Below are 16,776 nucleotides of genomic sequence, written 5' to 3' on the forward strand. Positions count from 1 at the left end.
CGGGCCGGCTCAACGATCCGCGCTGACGGTGACCTTGTCGTCGTTCTTCAGTTGCTGGACGAGTTGCTGGACCTTGGCCTTGTCCCACTGGAGGGAGCCCTGCGGGGCGCTGCCGGAGAGCGGCATGTTCATGGACTTGCCGTCGCCGCCCATGACGCCCTTCATCGCGAAGAACATCTGGCCCAGGTCCCACAGGCTCATGTCCTTGTCGACGATGAGCGTGTCCAGGCCGGCGCTCATCGTCGGGTAGAGCTTGAAGGGGTTCAGGACCGTGCCGGGGGTGGCGGTCTGGCTCGCCAGCGCGGCCAGGAACTTCTGCTGGTTCTTCGTCCGGTCCAGGTCGCTGTTGGCGAACGCGTAACGGGTGCGGACGAACGCCAGCGCCTGCTCGCCGTTCAGGGTCTGGGTGCCCGCCTGGAAGTCGGCGCCGGACTTCTTGTCCTTGAACGCCTTGGGGATGTTCATCTCGACGCCGCCGATCGCGTCCACGATGTTGGCGAAGCCGGCGAACCCGATCTCCACGTAGTGGTCGATGTGCAGGCCGGTGTTGTACTCGATGGTGCGGACGAGGAGTTCGGCGCCGTCCATGGCGTAGGCGGCGTTCAGCTTGCTGCTGCCACGGGCCGCGAACATCTTTCCGGACTGCGAGCCCTTGAAGCTGGGGATGGTCACCCACGAGTCGCGGGGCAGGGAGATCAGCGTCGGCCCGTTCGACCCATCGTGCAGGATCATCATCGAGTCGGTGCGCTTGCCCTCGGCGGAGCCGGTGTGCAGCTTCTTCTTCTGCTCGTCGGTCATGCCCTCGCGACTGTCCGAGCCCACGATCAGGTAGTTCGTGCCGGAGCCTGCTTCGGGGCGCTCGATGACCTTGCTCAGGTCGACCTCGCCGCGCAGCTTGCTGTTGGCCCAGAAGTAGGTGCCCACCGAGGTCACCAGGAAGACGATCACCAGCGTCAGTGCGGTGATCTTGATGCGGCGGCGCCAGTCGACGGGCGTCGGGCGGGGGCCGCGCGGCCCTTGGCCGCCGCCGCGTCCGCCGTGGTCCCGGCCGCCGCCGCCCCCGCCGCCGTAGACCTGGCCGGTGTTGTAGCCGCTGTCGTAACCGCCGTCGTCGTACGGCCCGCTCCCGTACTGCGGCTGGTCACGGCCGTACGGGTCGTGGCCCGGGGCGTGCTGCGGCGGAACGGGCGGGGCCTGCGGCGGAACGGCACCCCGACGCGGCGCGTACGGCTGCGGCGGCTGGGGCTGCCGCGAGCCGCGGCCGGAACCGCGTCGCACCTGCGGCATGGCACGCGCGCTCTCCGGCTCGGCGCTGCCGCTTCCGCGTCCGTACCGGTTCCTGTCGTCGTGGGACCACCCGTCGGGCCAGTCGTTCATATGGGAAGTGTGCATGGCGGGGGAATCAGCTCCCAGAGCGGGTACGGAATCAGGCCTTGGCTGTTGCAGAGCTGATGCAAAGAGACGGGGTGCGGGGGGCGCGCGACGGAGCGGGCGGGGCGGATGGCGCCGGAGTGCGCGCCGGGGCGGGGGCGGCAAGGCGGTTTCGGCGGGGATCGCGGGGAGTTCGGGTGAGGCAGTCGCGGCAGGGGGCGGGCGCCGGTGGGTGGGCCCGGGAACAAGGGTGCGCGGGGCCTGCATAGGCTGGACGCATGAGCGATCTCGTCACCAGCGGCCGGGAGGGCGACCTTCCCGGCAAGCCCACGTCCGTATCGCGTACGACACTGAGCCACATCATGACGGCGAGCGACACCAACCTGCTCGGCACAGTCCACGGTGGCGTGATCATGAAACTGGTCGACGACGCCGCCGGAGCGGTGGCCGGACGCCACTCGGGCGGACCGGCGGTCACCGCCTCCATGGACGAAATGGTCTTCCTCGAACCGGTACGGGTCGGCGACCTCGTGCACGTCCGCGCCCAGTGCAACTGGACCGGCCGCTCGTCGATGGAGATCGGCGTCCGCGTCATGGCCGAGCGCTGGAACGAGTCCACCCCGGCCCAGCAGGTCGGCTCCGCGTACCTGGTCTTCGCCGCGGTCGACGAACACGGCAAGCCGCGCCCGGTGCCGCCGGTCATCCCGGAGACCGAACGCGACAAGCGCCGCTACCAGGAGGCCCAGATCCGGCGCACCCACCGCCTGGCCCGACGCCGCGCCATCAAGGAGCTGCGGCAGCAGCGGGAGGCGGAAGGGATCAGGGACGGGGATCTGTAGGGGGTAGCGGGTTCGTAGGGGCCCGGTTTTGTGACAGCACCTGTAGGGGGCGGTCTTGGTGACGCGTGCCTGTAGGGGCGCGTCTGGGTGTCGCACGCCTATAGGGACGGTCCGGGTGTCGCGCACCTGTAGGCGCGATCTTCGCGACGAGCGTCTGTAGGACCGTCCTTTGTGACGAGTGCCTGTAGGACCCGTTCTTTGCGACGAGCGTCTGTAGGGGCCGTCGCCGACCTATAGGTGCGGTCGCGGGCCCGTAGGGGCGGCCTTGGTGTCGCGCACCTGTGGGGACGGTCCTTGCGGCAAGCGCCTATAGGACCGTTCTTTACGGCGGTGACCTCAAGGGCTGGTCTTCGCCACTGGCCGTAAGCGCCGCCCCTTATCGGCGGGTCTTGGGAGGTGCCGGTTTTCGGGTGCGGCGTCGGGGGCTTCGTGGGGAGCTGTGGCCATCAGGTGCGGCCTTGCCGTTCCGCTCGTTCCGCGGGGTGCGTTCCTTCCGCCCCTTCTGGCCCTCCCATGGCGCCTCGGCGATCAGGCGGGCGTCGCGCAGGTGCTGGATGAGGGCTGCGACGTCCGTGCCGGCGCGGTCGGTGGCGGAGGGGTGGGCGGCGGTCAGCCGGGCGGCGGCCTCCTCGGGCGTGGCGCCGTCCAGGAGGGCGTGCAGGACCAGCGTGGCGGTCGGGTTCATCTGCCAGTAGTGGCCGGAGCGCTGGTCGAGCAGGACGGCGCCGTGAGCGGTCGTCGCGGCCGATACGTGCGGGTTCAGGGTGAAACAGGGGGCGGTCGTCATGAGGTGTCGGTCGCCTTTCGGGGATTCGGGATGCCGGACGGGTACGGGGGCGGTGCCCCGTCGGAGGAAGCCGGGTCGGGGACGGGCGGGGGCGAGCCGTCCGGATCTGGGGACGTGGCCGCTGTGGGGGAGCCGGGGCCCGGGGCCGTCGGGTCCGGGGGTGACGCGGGCGCGCGGTCGGGCGGTTGCCGGCCGGGTGACGTGGCCGGGGCGCGCGGCTCGGGGGGCGGCGGTGGCGGGCGCCGGTCGGCGAGGTCGGGGAGCCGGTGCGGGGCGGTGGGCAGCGGCGGCGGGGCCAGTGCCGCGCGCAACCAGAGTTCGCAGGCCAGCGTGGCGTCCAGGGCGGCCAGGGTCGCCGCGGTCGGGTGCGGGTCGAGCAGCGCGGCGCGCAGGGCGGCGGCGTCGACGAGGCCGTGCCGGGCCAGCTCCGAGGCGTCGCACAGGCCGAGCAGGTCGGCGCGGTGCTGGCGCAGGCCGAGGTGGGCATCGGCCCGGAACTCGTTCTTGGTCGCGCGGTCCAGCAACGGATCCGGCACCATCGGGCGCATGGCCGCCGCCAGCAGCGGTTTGTACGCCCAGGGGCTGATCCGGTCCTCCGCGCGGACGGACAGGACCGCGTACAGCACCTGGTCGTCGAGGAACGGCACGGCGAACCGCACCCCGTGCCGGCTGCCGATCCGGTCGGCCTGACCCGCCGAGACGCCGGTGAACCGGGCCAGCGTCAGGGCCTGGTGCTGCGCGCGCCAGCGGGAGTGCGGGGCGACCGCTTCGGAGGCCGTCCGGAGCAGCAGGGCGCGGGCGGCGGCCACCGCGTCGCCGGTGGCCCACGGGGGCATCCGCAAGGGGGGCGACCAGCCGGTGTCCGGCGGGTGGGGGAGAGGCGGCGGGCCGGTCAGCGCGTCGGCGAGGGCGGCGAGCTCACGGGCCGGGGAGCGGCTCCCGACCAGCGCGCGCAGCAGCGGCTGCCACCCGGAGCGCGCCGGCGCGCGGTACGCGCGGGCCTGCCGGAGGGCCGTCAGCGGGTGGCGGCGCCGCACGTCGGCGAGGTGCGGGCCAGCGACCGGCCGGAACAGCTCGTCCCCGCCGTGCCCGGTCAGGTGCACGCGTGCGCCCTCGTGGGCCATGGTCCGCGCGAGCTGATCGACGCGCGCCCGGCTCCGTACCCAGGCGAACGGCTCGTCGGGGTCGGCCGGGACGGCGTCGGGGGAGAGGCCGGCGAACAGGGGCGTCACCTGGCCGAGGCAATCCCGTACATGGCGGGCCCCCGGCAGCCCTTCGGCGGCGAGCGCCGCATGGTGCGCGTCATCGTCGGCCCCGTCGTAACCGCCCCACCTGTAGGTCACCACCTCGGCGGGGCCGCGCGCGGCGAGGAAGGCCACACAGGCGGAGTCCACGCCCCCGGAGAGGTCCGTGCCGACGGTGCCGCCCGCCGCCGTCCGCGCGTCCACCGCCGCCGTCAGCGCCTCGCGCACCAGGGGCGCGCCCTCGGACGACGGGAGCACCGGCTCCGGTGGCATCCAGCGGCGCGGCTCGACCGAGCCGCCGTCCGGGTCCAGCCGCAACCAGTGGTCGCCGGGCACCTCGCGCACCCCGCGCCACAGCGTCGCCCGCTCGAACGGGAACGGCGCGGTGGCGCCCGTCAGCCGCAAGGCCAGGCCCTCCGCGTCCCAGCCGGCGCCGACCAGCCGGGCCAGCACGTCCGCCCGGTCGGCCGCCACCACGGCGTCGCCGATCCGCGTGGCGAACACCCGTCGCGTCCCGGACACCGTCCCCTGCACCCGCACCCGGCCACCGGCCGAGACGACCAGGTGGAACGCGCCCGGGACGGCGGCGGCCGGCGGGTCCGCCTCGTCCACCGAGCGGGTGCGGGCCAGTGCGGCGGCCAGGGAACCGGCGGTGGCCGGGTGCTGCCCGGCCACCGCCACCCGTGCCGCGCCCGCCGACGCGACCGTCAGCGCACCGTCCGGCCAGTGGCCCATCAGCCACGGCCGCCCCGAGTGGTGCGCGACGACCCGTCCGGCCAGCGGGCGCAGGACACGCGCCGCGGCGAGGCCGGGCATGCCGTCCGGGAGGACGGCGAACCACGCCTCGCCGGTCATCATCCGGGGAAGAGGGTGAAACCGTCGTCGTACGGGAGGAAGGGGCGCGGCCCGAAGGTCGCCTTCGTGGACCCTCCCAGGTGCGCCAGCGCCCGGGGTTCGTACACCGTCTCGCGCCGTTCCGTCATGTTCCCTCGCCTCTCGCTCACAGGGTGCGGTGCCGTCCGCGGGCTGTGGGGTGGTGCTCACGGGCCCGGTGTCGTCCGCGGGCTGTTCGTCGTGCTTGCCGGGGCCGGTGTCTGCGTCGGCCGCGGCTTGATCGTGTCTGCGGTCGGCACGATCTCGTCCGCGTGGGCTGTGTGCGCTTCGGTACGGACGGGTTACGGGCTCGCTCATACCGATCGACTCGGACGGACGACCGACTTCCTCACAGCAGCGTGGGGTGTCACTCCCGCACCGGGAAGCACCACGGGTGAAGGTGGCGGCACAAACCGCCCTGGAGAGCGAATCGGAAGCGCGCGCCGGTCGAGTGCGCTCCAGGCGGTCTCCCCCCGTGCTCACGGCGTGCGCCCTAGGCCCCCGCCTGAGCTGCGCTGTTGCGCCGACACGCGCACCAGCGCTCCAGGTACGCGCATCGGCACGCCCCGGCGTCGCTCCCGGAGCCGGGTCGGTGACGGTTGACGGGGGTGAGTCGGAGGGCGCTGCGGTTGACGTGGCGAGGCGACGAGGGTGACTTGAAGGGCGCGTGATTGACGCGGTGGGGTGTCAGAGGTGAGTTGAAAGGGGTGACGGTTGACGCGGCAAGGTGACGAGGGTGAGTCGAAGAGTGTGACGGTTGACGCGCTGGGGTGACGCCGGCCTGTGGGGGCGGGCGACGCCGGGCGGTACGAGAGAGACGACGCCCCGCGCCCGCCGCACCCCCTATGTGCACTCCGCCTGATCCCCCGTGAACGTCCGGAAGCCCGTCGCCGTCCCCAACGAGTCGTCCCACCGCACCGGGTGCACGGCCCGGAACTCCGCGCCCAGCATGACCCGCATCCGTGGGCCCTGGCCCGGCGTCGGTTGCAGTCGTGCGCCCGGCAGCGCGGCGGCGAGGGAGTGTGCCGAGCGGTCCCACCGCGGGTCGTAGGTGATCACCGTCCGCGGCGTGTACAGCGGCGCGCTCCCGGCCTTGCCCGTCGTGGCGAACCCCACCGTGCGCAGCGCCTTGTCCACCGCGTTGCCCAGCCCCTTGTGGTGCGTTCCGTTGTCCACCTGGACGCGAACGGTGCGCGGGTCCACGTCCACGGCCGTCGCCGCGCGGTCGTGGGTGCGCTTGCCCTTCCGGTGGACGGCCAGCGGGCGGTCCTCCCTGATGGCGCGGAAGAGGGCGCGGGCCTTGGCCTCGTTCCACTTCACGGTCGAGCCGAAGTTCCGGACGCCGTAATCCATGTCCGCGATCGGTACGGAGACGAACTCCGAGGACGCGGGGGTGAAGTCGTGCATCGCGCGTCCGATGGCGAGCAGGTCGGCGGCGTCGAGGTCCTTGTCGGCCCGCACGGACTCCAGGAGGGTGGTGCTGATCTTCTTGAGCCCCGCCGGGTCCGTCAGCATGCCCGAGGTACTGATCTTGTGGACCAGGGCGGCCAGGAAACGCTGCTGGCGGTGCATCCGGCTCAGGTCGGAGGCGCCGTCGATGTGCCGGGACCGCACGTACTGCAACGCCTGACCGCCGTTGAGCCGGGAACCACCGGCCGGCAGGTCCAGCCCCGTGTGGTCGTCCTTCATCGGCCGGCTGGTGCACACCCGCACGCCACCGACCGCGTCCACGGTCTTCATGAAGCTGGTGAAGTCCACCTCCAGGTAGTGGTCGATGTGCACGCCCGTCATGTGCTCGACGGTCCGCACGGTCAGGCCGGGCCCGCCCTCCGCGTACGCCGCGTTCAGCCGCATGGCGTGGGCGCGGTGCTTCCTGCCGGTGATCCGGTCGGTGTGGCCGGGGGCCTCGGCGTACGAGTCGCGGGGCAGGCTGACGACGCTGGCGCGCTCGCGGTCGGCACTGAGGTGCACGAGCATGACCGTGTCCGTGCAGTGGCAGGGCGCGCCGCCCAAGTGGTACTCGCGCCGCTGGCCGCGGGTCAGCCGGTCGCGGGCGTCGGTGCCCACGACGAGGAAGTTCAGGCTCTCGCCGGCGGCGTTGGGGCGGTTGTTCATGCCCGAGAAGGGGTCCACCCGCGCGATGCCGTCCGTGAACCCGGCGACCAGGGCGTGCCCGACGCCTCCCGCGGTCAGCAGTATCAGCGACACGCCGGCGGTGACGCGCAGGCCCCACCGGGGGCGCGGCGGACGGCGGTGCTTGTTCCGGGTGGACCGGCCGTTCCGGGCGGACCGGCGCCCGGCCGGAGCGGCGGGGGAGTGCGGGAGGGGACGGGTCGGTGCGGTCACGGGGAACACCTCCGCGGCGGGGCCTGCGGGTCGCTGTAGGACGGACGGGGGCGCGGACGGCGTACGGGAGGGGGAACGGCTTCTCGAACGGCGAACGGGACGCGGGGACGGCCAGGGAGCGGGCCGTGGGGCGGGGGAAGGGATGGTCCGTGGGGCGGCGGATGAAGGAGTGTTCCGTGGGGCGGAGGTGGCGGCATCGGGCGGTGACACCGTAGGCCCATACGATCGGATGCAAAGCGCCACACGCCGGGCACCGGACCCCGGGCCACCCGGCTGCCGTCGGGCCCCGTCCCCCACACGCGGTAACGTGACCGGCGATACCGCAGCCTTCAGGGAGGCGACCACCGCTCCGATCCGGCCAGGCGCCCCGCTCCGGCGTGCGCGCCCCGTTCGGGAGGGACGCGCCCCGTTCCGGCGGGACGCCCCGGTTCCGGCGGTGGCGCCCCCGGAATCACCGAGGAACCATGCCCCAGCAGCAGCCCCCGGCCGTCTCCGTGATCATGCCGGTGCTCAATGAGGAACGTCATCTGCGCGACTCGGTCCGGCACATCCTGGCGCAGGAGTACGCCGGCGAGATGGAGGTCGTGATCGCCCTCGGCCCCTCCACGGACCGCACGGACGAGATCGCCGCCGAGCTCGTCGCCGAGGACCCCCGGGTGCACACCGTGCCCAATCCCACCGGCCGGACGCCGGCCGCGCTCAACGCCGCGATCAAGGCGTCCCGGCACCCCATCGTGGTGCGGGTGGACGGTCACGGGATGCTGTCGCCCGACTACATCGCCACCGCCGTGCGCCTCCTGGAGGAGACCGGCGCCCAGAACGTCGGCGGCATCATGCACGCCGAGGGCGAGAACGCCTGGGAGCAGGCGGTCGCCGCCGCGATGACCTCGAAGATCGGCGTGGGCAACGCCGCCTTCCATACAGGGGGCGAGGCAGGTCCGGCCGACACGGTGTACCTGGGCGTCTTCCGGCGCGAGGCGCTGGAACAGCAGGGCGGCTACAACGAGGAGTTCATCCGCGCCCAGGACTGGGAGCTGAACTTCCGCATCCGCGAGGCGGGCGGCGCCATCTGGTTCTCACCGGAGCTGCGGGTGAAGTACCGGCCGCGGCCGACCGTGCGCGCGCTCGCCAAGCAGTACAAGGACTACGGCCGGTGGCGGCACGTCGTCTCCCGCTACCACGCGGGCTCGATCAACCTGCGCTACCTCGCGCCGCCGACCGCGGTGTGCGCCATCGCTGCCGGCACGGTCGTGGGCGCGGCGGTCAACCGCTGGGGCTTCCTCGTCCCGGCCGGCTACCTGGCGGCCATCGCGGCGGGCTCCGTCCCGGCGGGCAAGGGGCTGCCCCTGAAGGCGCGCGCCCAGATCCCGGTGGCGCTCGCGACCATGCACATGTCGTGGGGCTGGGGCTTCCTGACCAGCCCGCGTTCGCTGGCCCGGAAGGTCATCGCCAGCCGCCGTCCCGCGGTGCTGCCGGGCACGGCGACCGGGGCCGAGCGCGCGGGGGCGTCGGCCCGGTAGCCCCTGGGCCCGGTGGCATCGGTGCGCCTGATGCCGGGCTCCGCGAAGTGGCCGGCCAGTAGGCACTCGCCTCACACCTGGCCGGCCACCACCGCGTCCGCCTTCCCAACGGGGCGGCTGCCGCGTTCGTCCCACCAGTGGGCGGGTTGCAACGGCGCACCAGTAGGCGGGTCGCAACAGCGCGCCTAAAGGTGGGCCGCATCAGCGCACGAGTAGACGAGCCGCACCAGCACAGCGCATCAGTGGGCGGGTCGAAGCAGCGCACCTGAAGACGGGCGACTCCTGCGCACCAGTGGGCGGGTCGCACCAGCGCGCCTAAAAGGCGGGCCGCCCCAGCGCACCTGAAGACGGGTCGTCGCACCAGCGCACCAGTAGGCGGGTCGAAGCAGCCCACCTGAAGGTGGGCGACACCTGCGCACCCGTAGGCGGGCCGCACCAGCCCACCTGAAGGCAGACCAGCGCACAGCACCTGAAGGCAGGCCAACGGCAAACGCCCCCTCAGAACGAGTACGCCGGGTTCACCTTCATGCACGCCTTGTCGTCCTCGCCGTTGAGCGCGTCCGCGCTGTCGGGCGCCTTGTCCTCGCTCTTCTGCTGGGCCGCGGGCTTGGGGTAGGCCCCCTTCGTCCGCCAGTCGTTGCCGATGACCAGCCGCAGCGTGTCGCTCGTCCGCGACTCCTTGACCTGGCCCTTGGGCAGGCCGAGTGCCTTGGCCAGGGCGAGCGCGTCCCCCTGCTTCCCGTGCGGGTAGGTGAGGGTGGTGTCGGCCTGAGTGGTGAGGCTGGAGTCCACCCGCGTGTTCGTGTAGCCGAGGCCGACGAGCTGGTTGTAGCCGACGCTCGCCCGGCCCCGTACGGGCCCGTAGATCGTGCTGTTGGTGCCGTTCTGCACGACGAGGTCCACGTTCTCCTTGGGCGTGGTGGGCTTCGGCTCGGGTGCCGGCTTCTTCCGCTTGTCCTTGCCGTCGAGGGCGGTGTCGTTGCGGATGAGCGAGAACGTCTGCTCCGCCTCGCCCGGCTTGGGCAGCACGTACTTCTCCCCGGGCCCGTAGACCCACGGCATGGTGACCATGGTGATGCGCTTGGTCGGGACGCGCTGGAGGTCGCCTCCGAGGTCGTAGAGGCGCTTGACGGACCCCAGGTCCTCGTCGACGGTCAGCGCCTTGGTGGCGGCCTCGGCCAGGTCGCGCAGCGCGACCGGGTTGGTGAGCCGGGCGTTGGCCTTGAGCTGGCGCACCATGGAGTTCATGTACATGTGCTGGGCCTTGGCCCGGCCGATGTCGGTGTTGTCCCCGAAGCCGTAACGGGTGCGCAGCCACTGGAGGGCCTGGACGCCCTGCACCGGGTGGGTGCCCGCCTCCATCCGCAGACCGCTGCCGCGGCCCTTCTTGTCGTGCGAGTAGATGTTCCTGTCGACGCATACGGGGACGCCGCCGATGGCGTCCGCCATGTCCACCACACCGGCGAAGTCGACCATCATGAAGTGGTCGATGTAGATGCCGGTCAGTTCCTTCCAGGTGGCGACCGTGCAGCCCGGGCCGCCGTGCTGGAGGGAGACGTTGATGGCTGCGGTGGTCTGCGGGTAGACCTTGCCGTCGTCCGGGTCCTTGCACTCGGGGATCGCCACGCGGGTGTCACGCGGGATCGAGACGACCGAGATGTTGCTCCGGTCGGCCGACACGTGCAGCAGCATCTGCACGTCGGCGAGCGGCTTGCGGTCCGCGTCCTGGCGGGCGCCGCCGAGCTTGATGTTCTCCTCGCTGTTCCGGCCGTCGGAGCCCAGCAGCAGGATGTTCAGCGGGGTCTGCCCGAAGGCGTTGGGCTCGGGCTTCCGGAGGCCGCCGTTGCCCAGGTCGAGGGCGTCCTTACGGAGGTTGCTGTTGAGGTGCTCGTAATACAGGTAACCGCCACCGGCTGCACCCGCTATCAGGACGGCCAGCGTGATGGCGCTCCAGCGCAGGACGCGGCGCCCTTTACGGGGCGGCCGGGACCGCCGACGCCGCCCCCCTCCGGACCGTCCGGACCCTCCGGCTCCTCCCGAACCCGCACCGGCCGGGGCGCCAACCGCCTCCGTCCCCGTCTCCGGGACCCCGTTCCCCAGCGCCATACCGCTCGATCCCGGCACTCCCCCGGGGCCGTGTGCGCCGCCCCCGTCGTACAGGCTCTCGTCCCATCCCAGCTCCTGGGCATTGGGCCGGCGCCGACGTGGTCTCTCACCACGCACACTGCTCTGCCGCATGGGTCTCTCCCCGTTGGTCGGTGGTGCGCTCGGCGGCCTGGCAGGGCGGCCGGTACTCGCTGTCGTCAGGTGCTGTCGTCAGGTGTTGCCGTCAGGTCTTCGTCCGGCGGGCTCGTACGGCCCCGGGGAGCCCTGCGAAGCCGCGGCCCGGCGCGGAGCCGGTCCCGGATGCCCGTCCCCGTCCGTTGCGAGGCCGGTACATGGGGACGGACCGTGGGGATGGACCACGGGCCGGGGCCGACCGCTGGGGCCGAGCCGTCGGCGTGGAGCCGTCGTGCACCACGGAATCGTCCGTTGGTACAAAACTCACGTTCGGTACGGTGCTACCGCTCGGTGCGCTTCCTTCCTCACTACTGAGCGGCTACTTGGCGCAGAGGTTCTTGTCGTCCGCGTTGACGTGCTGCACTCCGGCCGGGGTTTCGGTGGGGGCCGCGATCGGCACGCCCGGCGCCTCGAAGTCGCGGCCGAGGATCAGTTTCATGGGCACCCGGGGCCCGGCGTCCGCGGTGGTCTTCTTCAGCGCGCTCTTGGGCAGGCCCATCCACGCGGCCAGCGTCGCGGCCTGGTCCGCCTGGTTGGGGGCGAACTCCAGCCGGGTGGCTTCGAGCTTCGGGAAGGTGTTGCCGACGTTCGTGGAGAGCTTGGCGCCCTTGGCGTTCTGGAGCCAGTCGACGGTCTCCTGGGCGGCGCCGAAGGGCCCGCCCCCGTTGGTGACGTCGACGCGGACCTTGTCCGCCGGGGCCTTGGCCACCGGTTTGCCCTCGTCCTTCCCCTTGCCCTTGCCCTTCGCGTCGTCCTTCTTCTTCGTCTTCGTCAGTGAATGATCAGCGGCGATCATCTTGAACAGCGGCTCGGCCTGCGACTCGTTCATGATGACGGTGGCCTTGTCGGCCGGGTTGTCCACCACCGGGACGGTCGCGAAGGTGATGTTCTTGATGTCGACCCGGCGCAGGTCCTGGGCCAGGTCCACGAGCTTCTTGGCGCTGCCGATGCCGGTGTCGACGGTCAGCGCCTTGGTGGCGGCGTTGCTCAGGTCCCACAGCTTGACGGGGTCCTTGAGGATGTCGTCCGACTTCATCTTGCGCATCATCGAGCCGAGGAACTGCTGCTGGAGCTGGATCCGGCTCAGGTCGCTGCCGTACCCCACCGAGTGCCGGGTCCGGACGAACGCCAGTGCCTGCTCGCCCTTGACGATGTGCTTGCCCTTGGCGAGCTTCAGATGCGACTTCGGATCGTCGATGTCCTTCGTTGTGCACACCTCGACGCCGTCGACCGCCTCGGACAGCTCCTTGACGGCGTTGAAGTCGGCCATCATGAAGTGGTTGATCTTCAGGCCGGTCAGCTTCTCGACGGTCCGCCAGGTGCAGCCGGGGTCCCGGCCCTCCTGGCCCAGGCTCTCGTTGAAGCGGACGCCCTGCTGCGCCGGGATGACCTTGGTGGTGCCGTCCGGCTGCTTGGTCGGGCACTCCGGGATGTCGGTGATCATGTCGCGCGGAATGCTGAGGGCCGTCGCGTTGGTGCGGTCCTCGGAGACGTGCATCAGGATCGTGGTGTCGGCGTGCCCGACGCTGCCCGCGTCGCCGTACCCCTGGTTGCCCTTGCCGTCCCGCCGGTCGGTGCCGATGACGAGGATGTTGACCGGGCCGTCGATGACCGCGTCGTTGTAGACGCCGACGTCCACTTTGGAAATGTTGCCGTCGAGCTGCCGGTAGATGACGTACGCGCCACCGCATCCGGCAACGATGACGAACCCCACCACGCCGGCGGTCCAGTGCAGCGCCTTCTTCTTGCCGCTCTTGGGCGGCTTGGGCTTGCGGCGGCCGGCCGGGGCCGTCCCGCCGGCCCGGCGGCGGCCGTCCTTGCCGCGCGCGGAGCGCCGCGACCCTCCGGAGGACCTTCCGGACGACCTCCCGGAGGACCTTTCGGCGCGGGGGACCGGCTGGACGGTGGACAGCTCCCGGGTGTCGGTGTCCGCACCCTGGTCCTGGTCGCGGCCCCCCGGACCGCGGCCCGTGAGTCCCCGGCCCGGCCGCCCCTCGTCCGGCCGGTCTCCGTCCGCCGGAGCGCGTCCGGGCGCGGAGTCGTCACGGGCGTCGGACGGGGAGGGCGGCGCCGTATGACCGGCGGGGTCCAGCCGCAGCTCGTAATTACCGGTGCTGGGGTTGAACACCCATTGATCGGCGGGATCGATGTCGTCCGGCCCACGGCCTTGCGCGTCCACGGTGTTGTGTGTCCTCCGTCGGTGCCACGCGGCGCCTCCCCCTCAAGGCGCTCGGTCGGTCGGGTGTGCCCTTCGCGGTCGGCCATTTCTGCGGACCGGGTCGCTCAGACTATCCGCCTAGTTCAGCGCCGGACGACGCCCGTGACAAATTGCACGTCCCTACAAGCGGGCAATCCACCTCATTCTTTCTGGTCCTTTCGAGTCGGATAGCGGACCTTTGCGGTCCCTTTATCGGCAGGTTCCGCCGTCCGCGGTCGTTCCCCGGAAGGCCGGGACGGTGTGGATGCCGCTGCCGGACGACGCGCCACCGGACGCGCCGGGGGACGGCGTGCCGTCGGCGGAAGCGCTCGGCGACGCCCCGGCGGACGGCGTGGCACCGGCGGAAGCGCTCGGCGACGCGCCCGTGGGCGGTGTGCCGCTCGCCGGCGCGTCCGCACGGGCGGGCGACGCCGGGTCGCGCGCCGGGTCGTCGTACTCGGCGGTGTTGTCCGGGTCGTGCGCGCCGTCCGTGGGCGCCGGGCGCACCGAGACCGGGCGATCCGCGCGCAGCTCCTGGAAGAGGCGGTCGGCGGCCGGCTGGACGAGTTCGTCGCGGTCCGTGTCGAGCCGGTACGCCTGCCGCGGAACGGTCAGGAACTGCACCTTGTCGACCGGAATGTCGCGCATACTGCTCACCAGCTCGTAGAGATCCGGCAGCGACGCCAACCCGTCGTCCGTCGTCAGGGAACTCGTCGCCGCGTCGAGCAGGGGATAGAGCCGCGCCGGATTCAGCAGGACACCGTTGCTCCGCACTTTCTTCACCAAAGCGCCGAGGAACTGCTGCTGCCGCTCTATCCGCTGGGTGTCGCTCCCGTTCCCGAGGCTTTTACGGGCCCGTACGTAACCGAGCGCGTCCTCCCCGCGCAGCGTCTGCCGCCCGGCCGGCAGCACCAAATGCGCGTCCGTGTCGTTCACCGGCTTCTTCAGGCAGACCTCGACCCCGTCCACCGCGTCCACCATCTTCTTGAACCCGACGAAATCCACGATCATGTGGTGGTCGATGCGGATTCCCGTCATCTTCTCGACGGTGCGAATGGTGCAGGCGGCCCCACCGAACTCGAACGCCCAGTTGAACTGGACGTACCGGGGCCTGGTGAGTTTCCCGCTGGGCCGGGTGCAGGCGGGCACCTGCGCCATCAGGTCGCGCGGGATGCTCACCGCCGTCGCACTTTTCCGGTCTGCGGCCAGGTGCAGCAGGATCGTGGTGTCCGACCGCTGGGTGCCGCCCTCGCCGCCGTACTCGCTGTTCTCGCCGTCCCGCGAGTCCGACCCCAGGAGCAGGATGTTCTCCGCGTCCGTGGGCTCCTCGGGGGGCCGCTGCGCCTCGTACTTCCGCAGCTCCTCGCGCGTGCCGGTGTCCGTACGGATATTGCCGTCCAGCTTGGTGTAGAGCGCCCAGCCGGCCCCGGCCGTGGCCAGGACGAGGACGGCGGCCCCCAGAGCCACCCAGCGCAGCCAGCGCCGCTTGCGGCGGGGCGGTACGTCCGTGACCGGGTCGGCCTGGGCGGTGACCACGGTGGCGAGTTCGGCGGGGGCGGGATCGGGATCGGGGTCGGCGGGGGGTTCGGGGGTGGGTTCCGGGGCTTCGGGGTCCGGTTCGGGTGCCGGTGCGGGTTTCGCGTCAGGCGCCGGTGCGGTCTTCGCCGGTGCCGCGTCCGACGCCGGCTCCGGTCCCGCCGACGAATCGGACGGCGCGTCAGCCGCCTTCCCGGGCCGTGACTCGGCGGGTGAGTCGGCCGGCGGTGTATCGGACGTCGCGTCAGCGCCCGCCGCTGACGGTCGTTCAGGTGTCGACGACGCGCCCGCTCGCGCGGACGGCTTCGGCCCCGCCTCGGGCCGGGCGGCCGGAGGCGGGGCCGGTATGGATGCCCCATCGGAATTCTTCGGCGGGTTCGACGGTGGCGTGTCGTCGGTGGAGCTCGATCCTTCGGGGTCGGAAGGAGTCTCCGGGGTTTCGGTCACGTATGCGTCCATCCCTCGCGGAGCCGGCGTCGCGCGCGCACGGGATCTCCGGTCTAACAGGCAGAGTCGAACAGGCAGACGTGTAAACCGGGCGCATGGTTGTGTACGAAACCCAAGATCGTGTGCCGGGGTGCGCGGGGCGGCTCTTCACGGCCCTGATGCCGCCTGTGAGGCCCTGGGGCGGGGCGGTGTCCCATAGGGGCGGTGACGGTCCCTATAGGAGGCGATGGCGGTCCCTATAGGAGGCGGTGGCGGTCCCTGTAGGGGGACCGCCATACCGACCCGCCACCTGGGCGCGCCGTTTTCGTGGCCGGATCGTCCTCGTGGACCGGAACGCCCTAGTAGCCGTGACCGGGCCGCCCTGAGGGACGAGCCGGGGGCGTCCTCGTCACCGTGACCGGGCTGTCCTGAGGAACGGGCCGGAGGCGTCCTCGTCCCCGGCTCCGGCGCGCGCGACGGGATCGTCCTCGTGACCGCCCGTCACACCTCACGCCGTCGTGTGCGTGACCCTCTCGCTCTCCACCCGCTGCGCCAGGCCCGTGGCGTCCAGCCGGTCGAGGTTGCGGCACAGCACCACCGAACCGTCCGCCGCGAGCGGCGCCAGCAGACCGGCCGACAGGCCCTCCCAGGTGTCGTACGGCAGCGCGGACAGCGAGCGGGAGCCGCTCGACAGCGCCCGCTCCCGCGCGTCGGCGGACGCGCGCGCCACGACCTGTTCCCCCGTCAGTTCCTCGCCGCCGACGACCAGGGCGGGCGCCTGGGGATCGACCGGGGCGAACGGCGCGAACCGGTCGCCCTGGCTCGGCACCTCCACCGCGTAGTCGGCGAACCCGGCCGGCGCCTGCGGGAACCGGCCGCCCAACGGGCGCAGCGCCAGCGCCACCCGCTCGCCGGAGCAGGCGCGCGCCTCCTCCAACGTGTCCGGGCCGCTGACGACGAGATCCGCGCCGGCCGGGTTCCCGCCCACCTCCGCGACCACGCCGACCGATGAGCAGGCCAGCAGCCACACCGCGGTCTGCCAGTGGGCGGGCAGCAGCAGCGCGAGCCGGTCACCGGGCGCGGCGGCCAGGTCGCCCTGAAGGTAGTTGGCGGTCTTGGCCACCCAATTGGCGAAGGTGGCGACGGAAAGTTCCACCCGTTCGCCGGTGGCGTCGTCGTAAAAGGTCACCAGCGGTCGGGACGGGTCCGCGGCGAGCGCGGAACGCAACAAGTCGGCGGGTGTGCGGTCGATGGCGTTCATCGGCGTCACCTTACGCGCCGGTGAGGCGATGCGAGGGGCGGGCCGGGCGACCGCGGATTCCGACACACCGTCAGGTCACAAAGAGCCATTTGCCCG

11 protein-coding genes are annotated in these 16,776 nt (G+C 72.2%); 2 read left to right on the plus strand and 9 right to left on the minus strand.

Translation table 11 applies throughout. The features are described from left to right. Positions 1–9: 9 nt before the first annotated feature. Positions 10–1,377 carry an LCP family protein gene (locus tag ABZX96_RS23950; RefSeq protein WP_355547901.1) on the minus strand — a complete coding sequence of 456 codons (1,368 nt, stop codon included), beginning with the start codon at positions 1,375–1,377 and terminating at the stop codon, positions 10–12. Between the two features lie 272 nt (positions 1,378–1,649). On the opposite strand from ABZX96_RS23950, the gene ABZX96_RS23955 reads away from it, so the two are divergent. Then, on the plus strand, positions 1,650–2,210 hold the full coding sequence (locus tag ABZX96_RS23955; RefSeq protein ID WP_355547904.1) for an acyl-CoA thioesterase: 561 nt from the start codon (positions 1,650–1,652) through the stop codon (positions 2,208–2,210). Positions 2,211–2,586: 376 nt separating this feature from the next. Here the strand turns inward: ABZX96_RS23955 and ABZX96_RS23960 are convergent, their stop codons facing one another. The 4 genes from ABZX96_RS23960 to ABZX96_RS23975 form a co-directional block, all read right to left on the minus strand. Next, positions 2,587–2,997: a lasso peptide biosynthesis PqqD family chaperone gene (locus tag ABZX96_RS23960; protein ID WP_355547907.1), complete on the minus strand. Its 411-nt coding sequence runs from the start codon at positions 2,995–2,997 to the stop codon at positions 2,587–2,589. Continuing rightward, positions 2,994–5,099, minus strand: coding sequence for an asparagine synthase-related protein (locus ABZX96_RS23965; RefSeq protein ID WP_355547910.1), 2,106 nt, complete (start codon positions 5,097–5,099; stop codon positions 2,994–2,996). Before ABZX96_RS23965 ends, ABZX96_RS23960 begins: the two co-directional genes overlap by 4 nt. Then, on the minus strand, positions 5,096–5,224 hold the full coding sequence (locus ABZX96_RS23970; RefSeq protein ID WP_355547913.1) for a hypothetical protein: 129 nt from the start codon (positions 5,222–5,224) through the stop codon (positions 5,096–5,098). Before ABZX96_RS23970 ends, ABZX96_RS23965 begins: the two co-directional genes overlap by 4 nt. Positions 5,225–5,957: 733 nt before the next feature. Continuing rightward, a complete protein-coding gene (locus tag ABZX96_RS23975) occupies positions 5,958–7,460 on the minus strand; it encodes an LCP family protein (RefSeq protein WP_355547916.1) in 1,503 nt (500 codons plus the stop codon). A gap of 464 nt (positions 7,461–7,924) precedes the next feature. Between ABZX96_RS23975 and ABZX96_RS23980 the strand changes: the two genes are divergently transcribed. Next, positions 7,925–8,980 carry a glycosyltransferase family 2 protein gene (locus ABZX96_RS23980; protein ID WP_355547919.1) on the plus strand — a complete coding sequence of 352 codons (1,056 nt, stop codon included), beginning with the start codon at positions 7,925–7,927 and terminating at the stop codon, positions 8,978–8,980. Positions 8,981–9,478: 498 nt separating this feature from the next. Here the strand turns inward: ABZX96_RS23980 and ABZX96_RS23985 are convergent, their stop codons facing one another. From ABZX96_RS23985 to ABZX96_RS24000, 4 genes are all read right to left on the minus strand, one after another. Then, positions 9,479–11,218: an LCP family protein gene (locus ABZX96_RS23985; protein WP_355547922.1), complete on the minus strand. Its 1,740-nt coding sequence runs from the start codon at positions 11,216–11,218 to the stop codon at positions 9,479–9,481. A gap of 361 nt (positions 11,219–11,579) precedes the next feature. Continuing rightward, positions 11,580–13,439, minus strand: coding sequence for an LCP family protein (locus ABZX96_RS23990; RefSeq protein ID WP_355547925.1), 1,860 nt, complete (start codon positions 13,437–13,439; stop codon positions 11,580–11,582). Between the two features lie 228 nt (positions 13,440–13,667). Continuing rightward, the gene (locus tag ABZX96_RS23995; RefSeq protein ID WP_355547928.1) at positions 13,668–14,993 is read right to left on the minus strand and encodes an LCP family protein; all 1,326 of its coding nucleotides are present in this window, start codon (positions 14,991–14,993) and stop codon (positions 13,668–13,670) included. 934 nt (positions 14,994–15,927) lie between these two features. Continuing rightward, on the minus strand, positions 15,928–16,680 hold the full coding sequence (locus ABZX96_RS24000; protein ID WP_355547931.1) for a TIGR03089 family protein: 753 nt from the start codon (positions 16,678–16,680) through the stop codon (positions 15,928–15,930). Positions 16,681–16,776: the final 96 nt, after the last annotated feature.

The organism is Streptomyces sp. NPDC003077 (assembly GCF_040611095.1).
Lineage (GTDB): Bacteria > Actinomycetota > Actinomycetes > Streptomycetales > Streptomycetaceae > Streptomyces.

What these genes read in the sequence shown, in the direction of transcription:
- ABZX96_RS23960 (WP_355547907.1), bottom strand. Translation starts at nt 2,997, where the DNA reads ATGACGACCGCCCCCTGTTTCACCCTGAACCCGCACGTATCGGCCGCG.
- ABZX96_RS23965 (WP_355547910.1), bottom strand. Translation starts at nt 5,099, where the DNA reads ATGATGACCGGCGAGGCGTGGTTCGCCGTCCTCCCGGACGGCATGCCC.
- ABZX96_RS23970 (WP_355547913.1), bottom strand. Translation starts at nt 5,224, where the DNA reads ATGACGGAACGGCGCGAGACGGTGTACGAACCCCGGGCGCTGGCGCAC.
- ABZX96_RS23980 (WP_355547919.1), top strand. Translation starts at nt 7,925, where the DNA reads ATGCCCCAGCAGCAGCCCCCGGCCGTCTCCGTGATCATGCCGGTGCTC.
- ABZX96_RS23955 (WP_355547904.1), top strand. Translation starts at nt 1,650, where the DNA reads ATGAGCGATCTCGTCACCAGCGGCCGGGAGGGCGACCTTCCCGGCAAG.
- ABZX96_RS24000 (WP_355547931.1), bottom strand. Translation starts at nt 16,680, where the DNA reads ATGAACGCCATCGACCGCACACCCGCCGACTTGTTGCGTTCCGCGCTC.
- ABZX96_RS23950 (WP_355547901.1), bottom strand. Translation starts at nt 1,377, where the DNA reads ATGAACGACTGGCCCGACGGGTGGTCCCACGACGACAGGAACCGGTAC.
- ABZX96_RS23985 (WP_355547922.1), bottom strand. Translation starts at nt 11,218, where the DNA reads ATGCGGCAGAGCAGTGTGCGTGGTGAGAGACCACGTCGGCGCCGGCCC.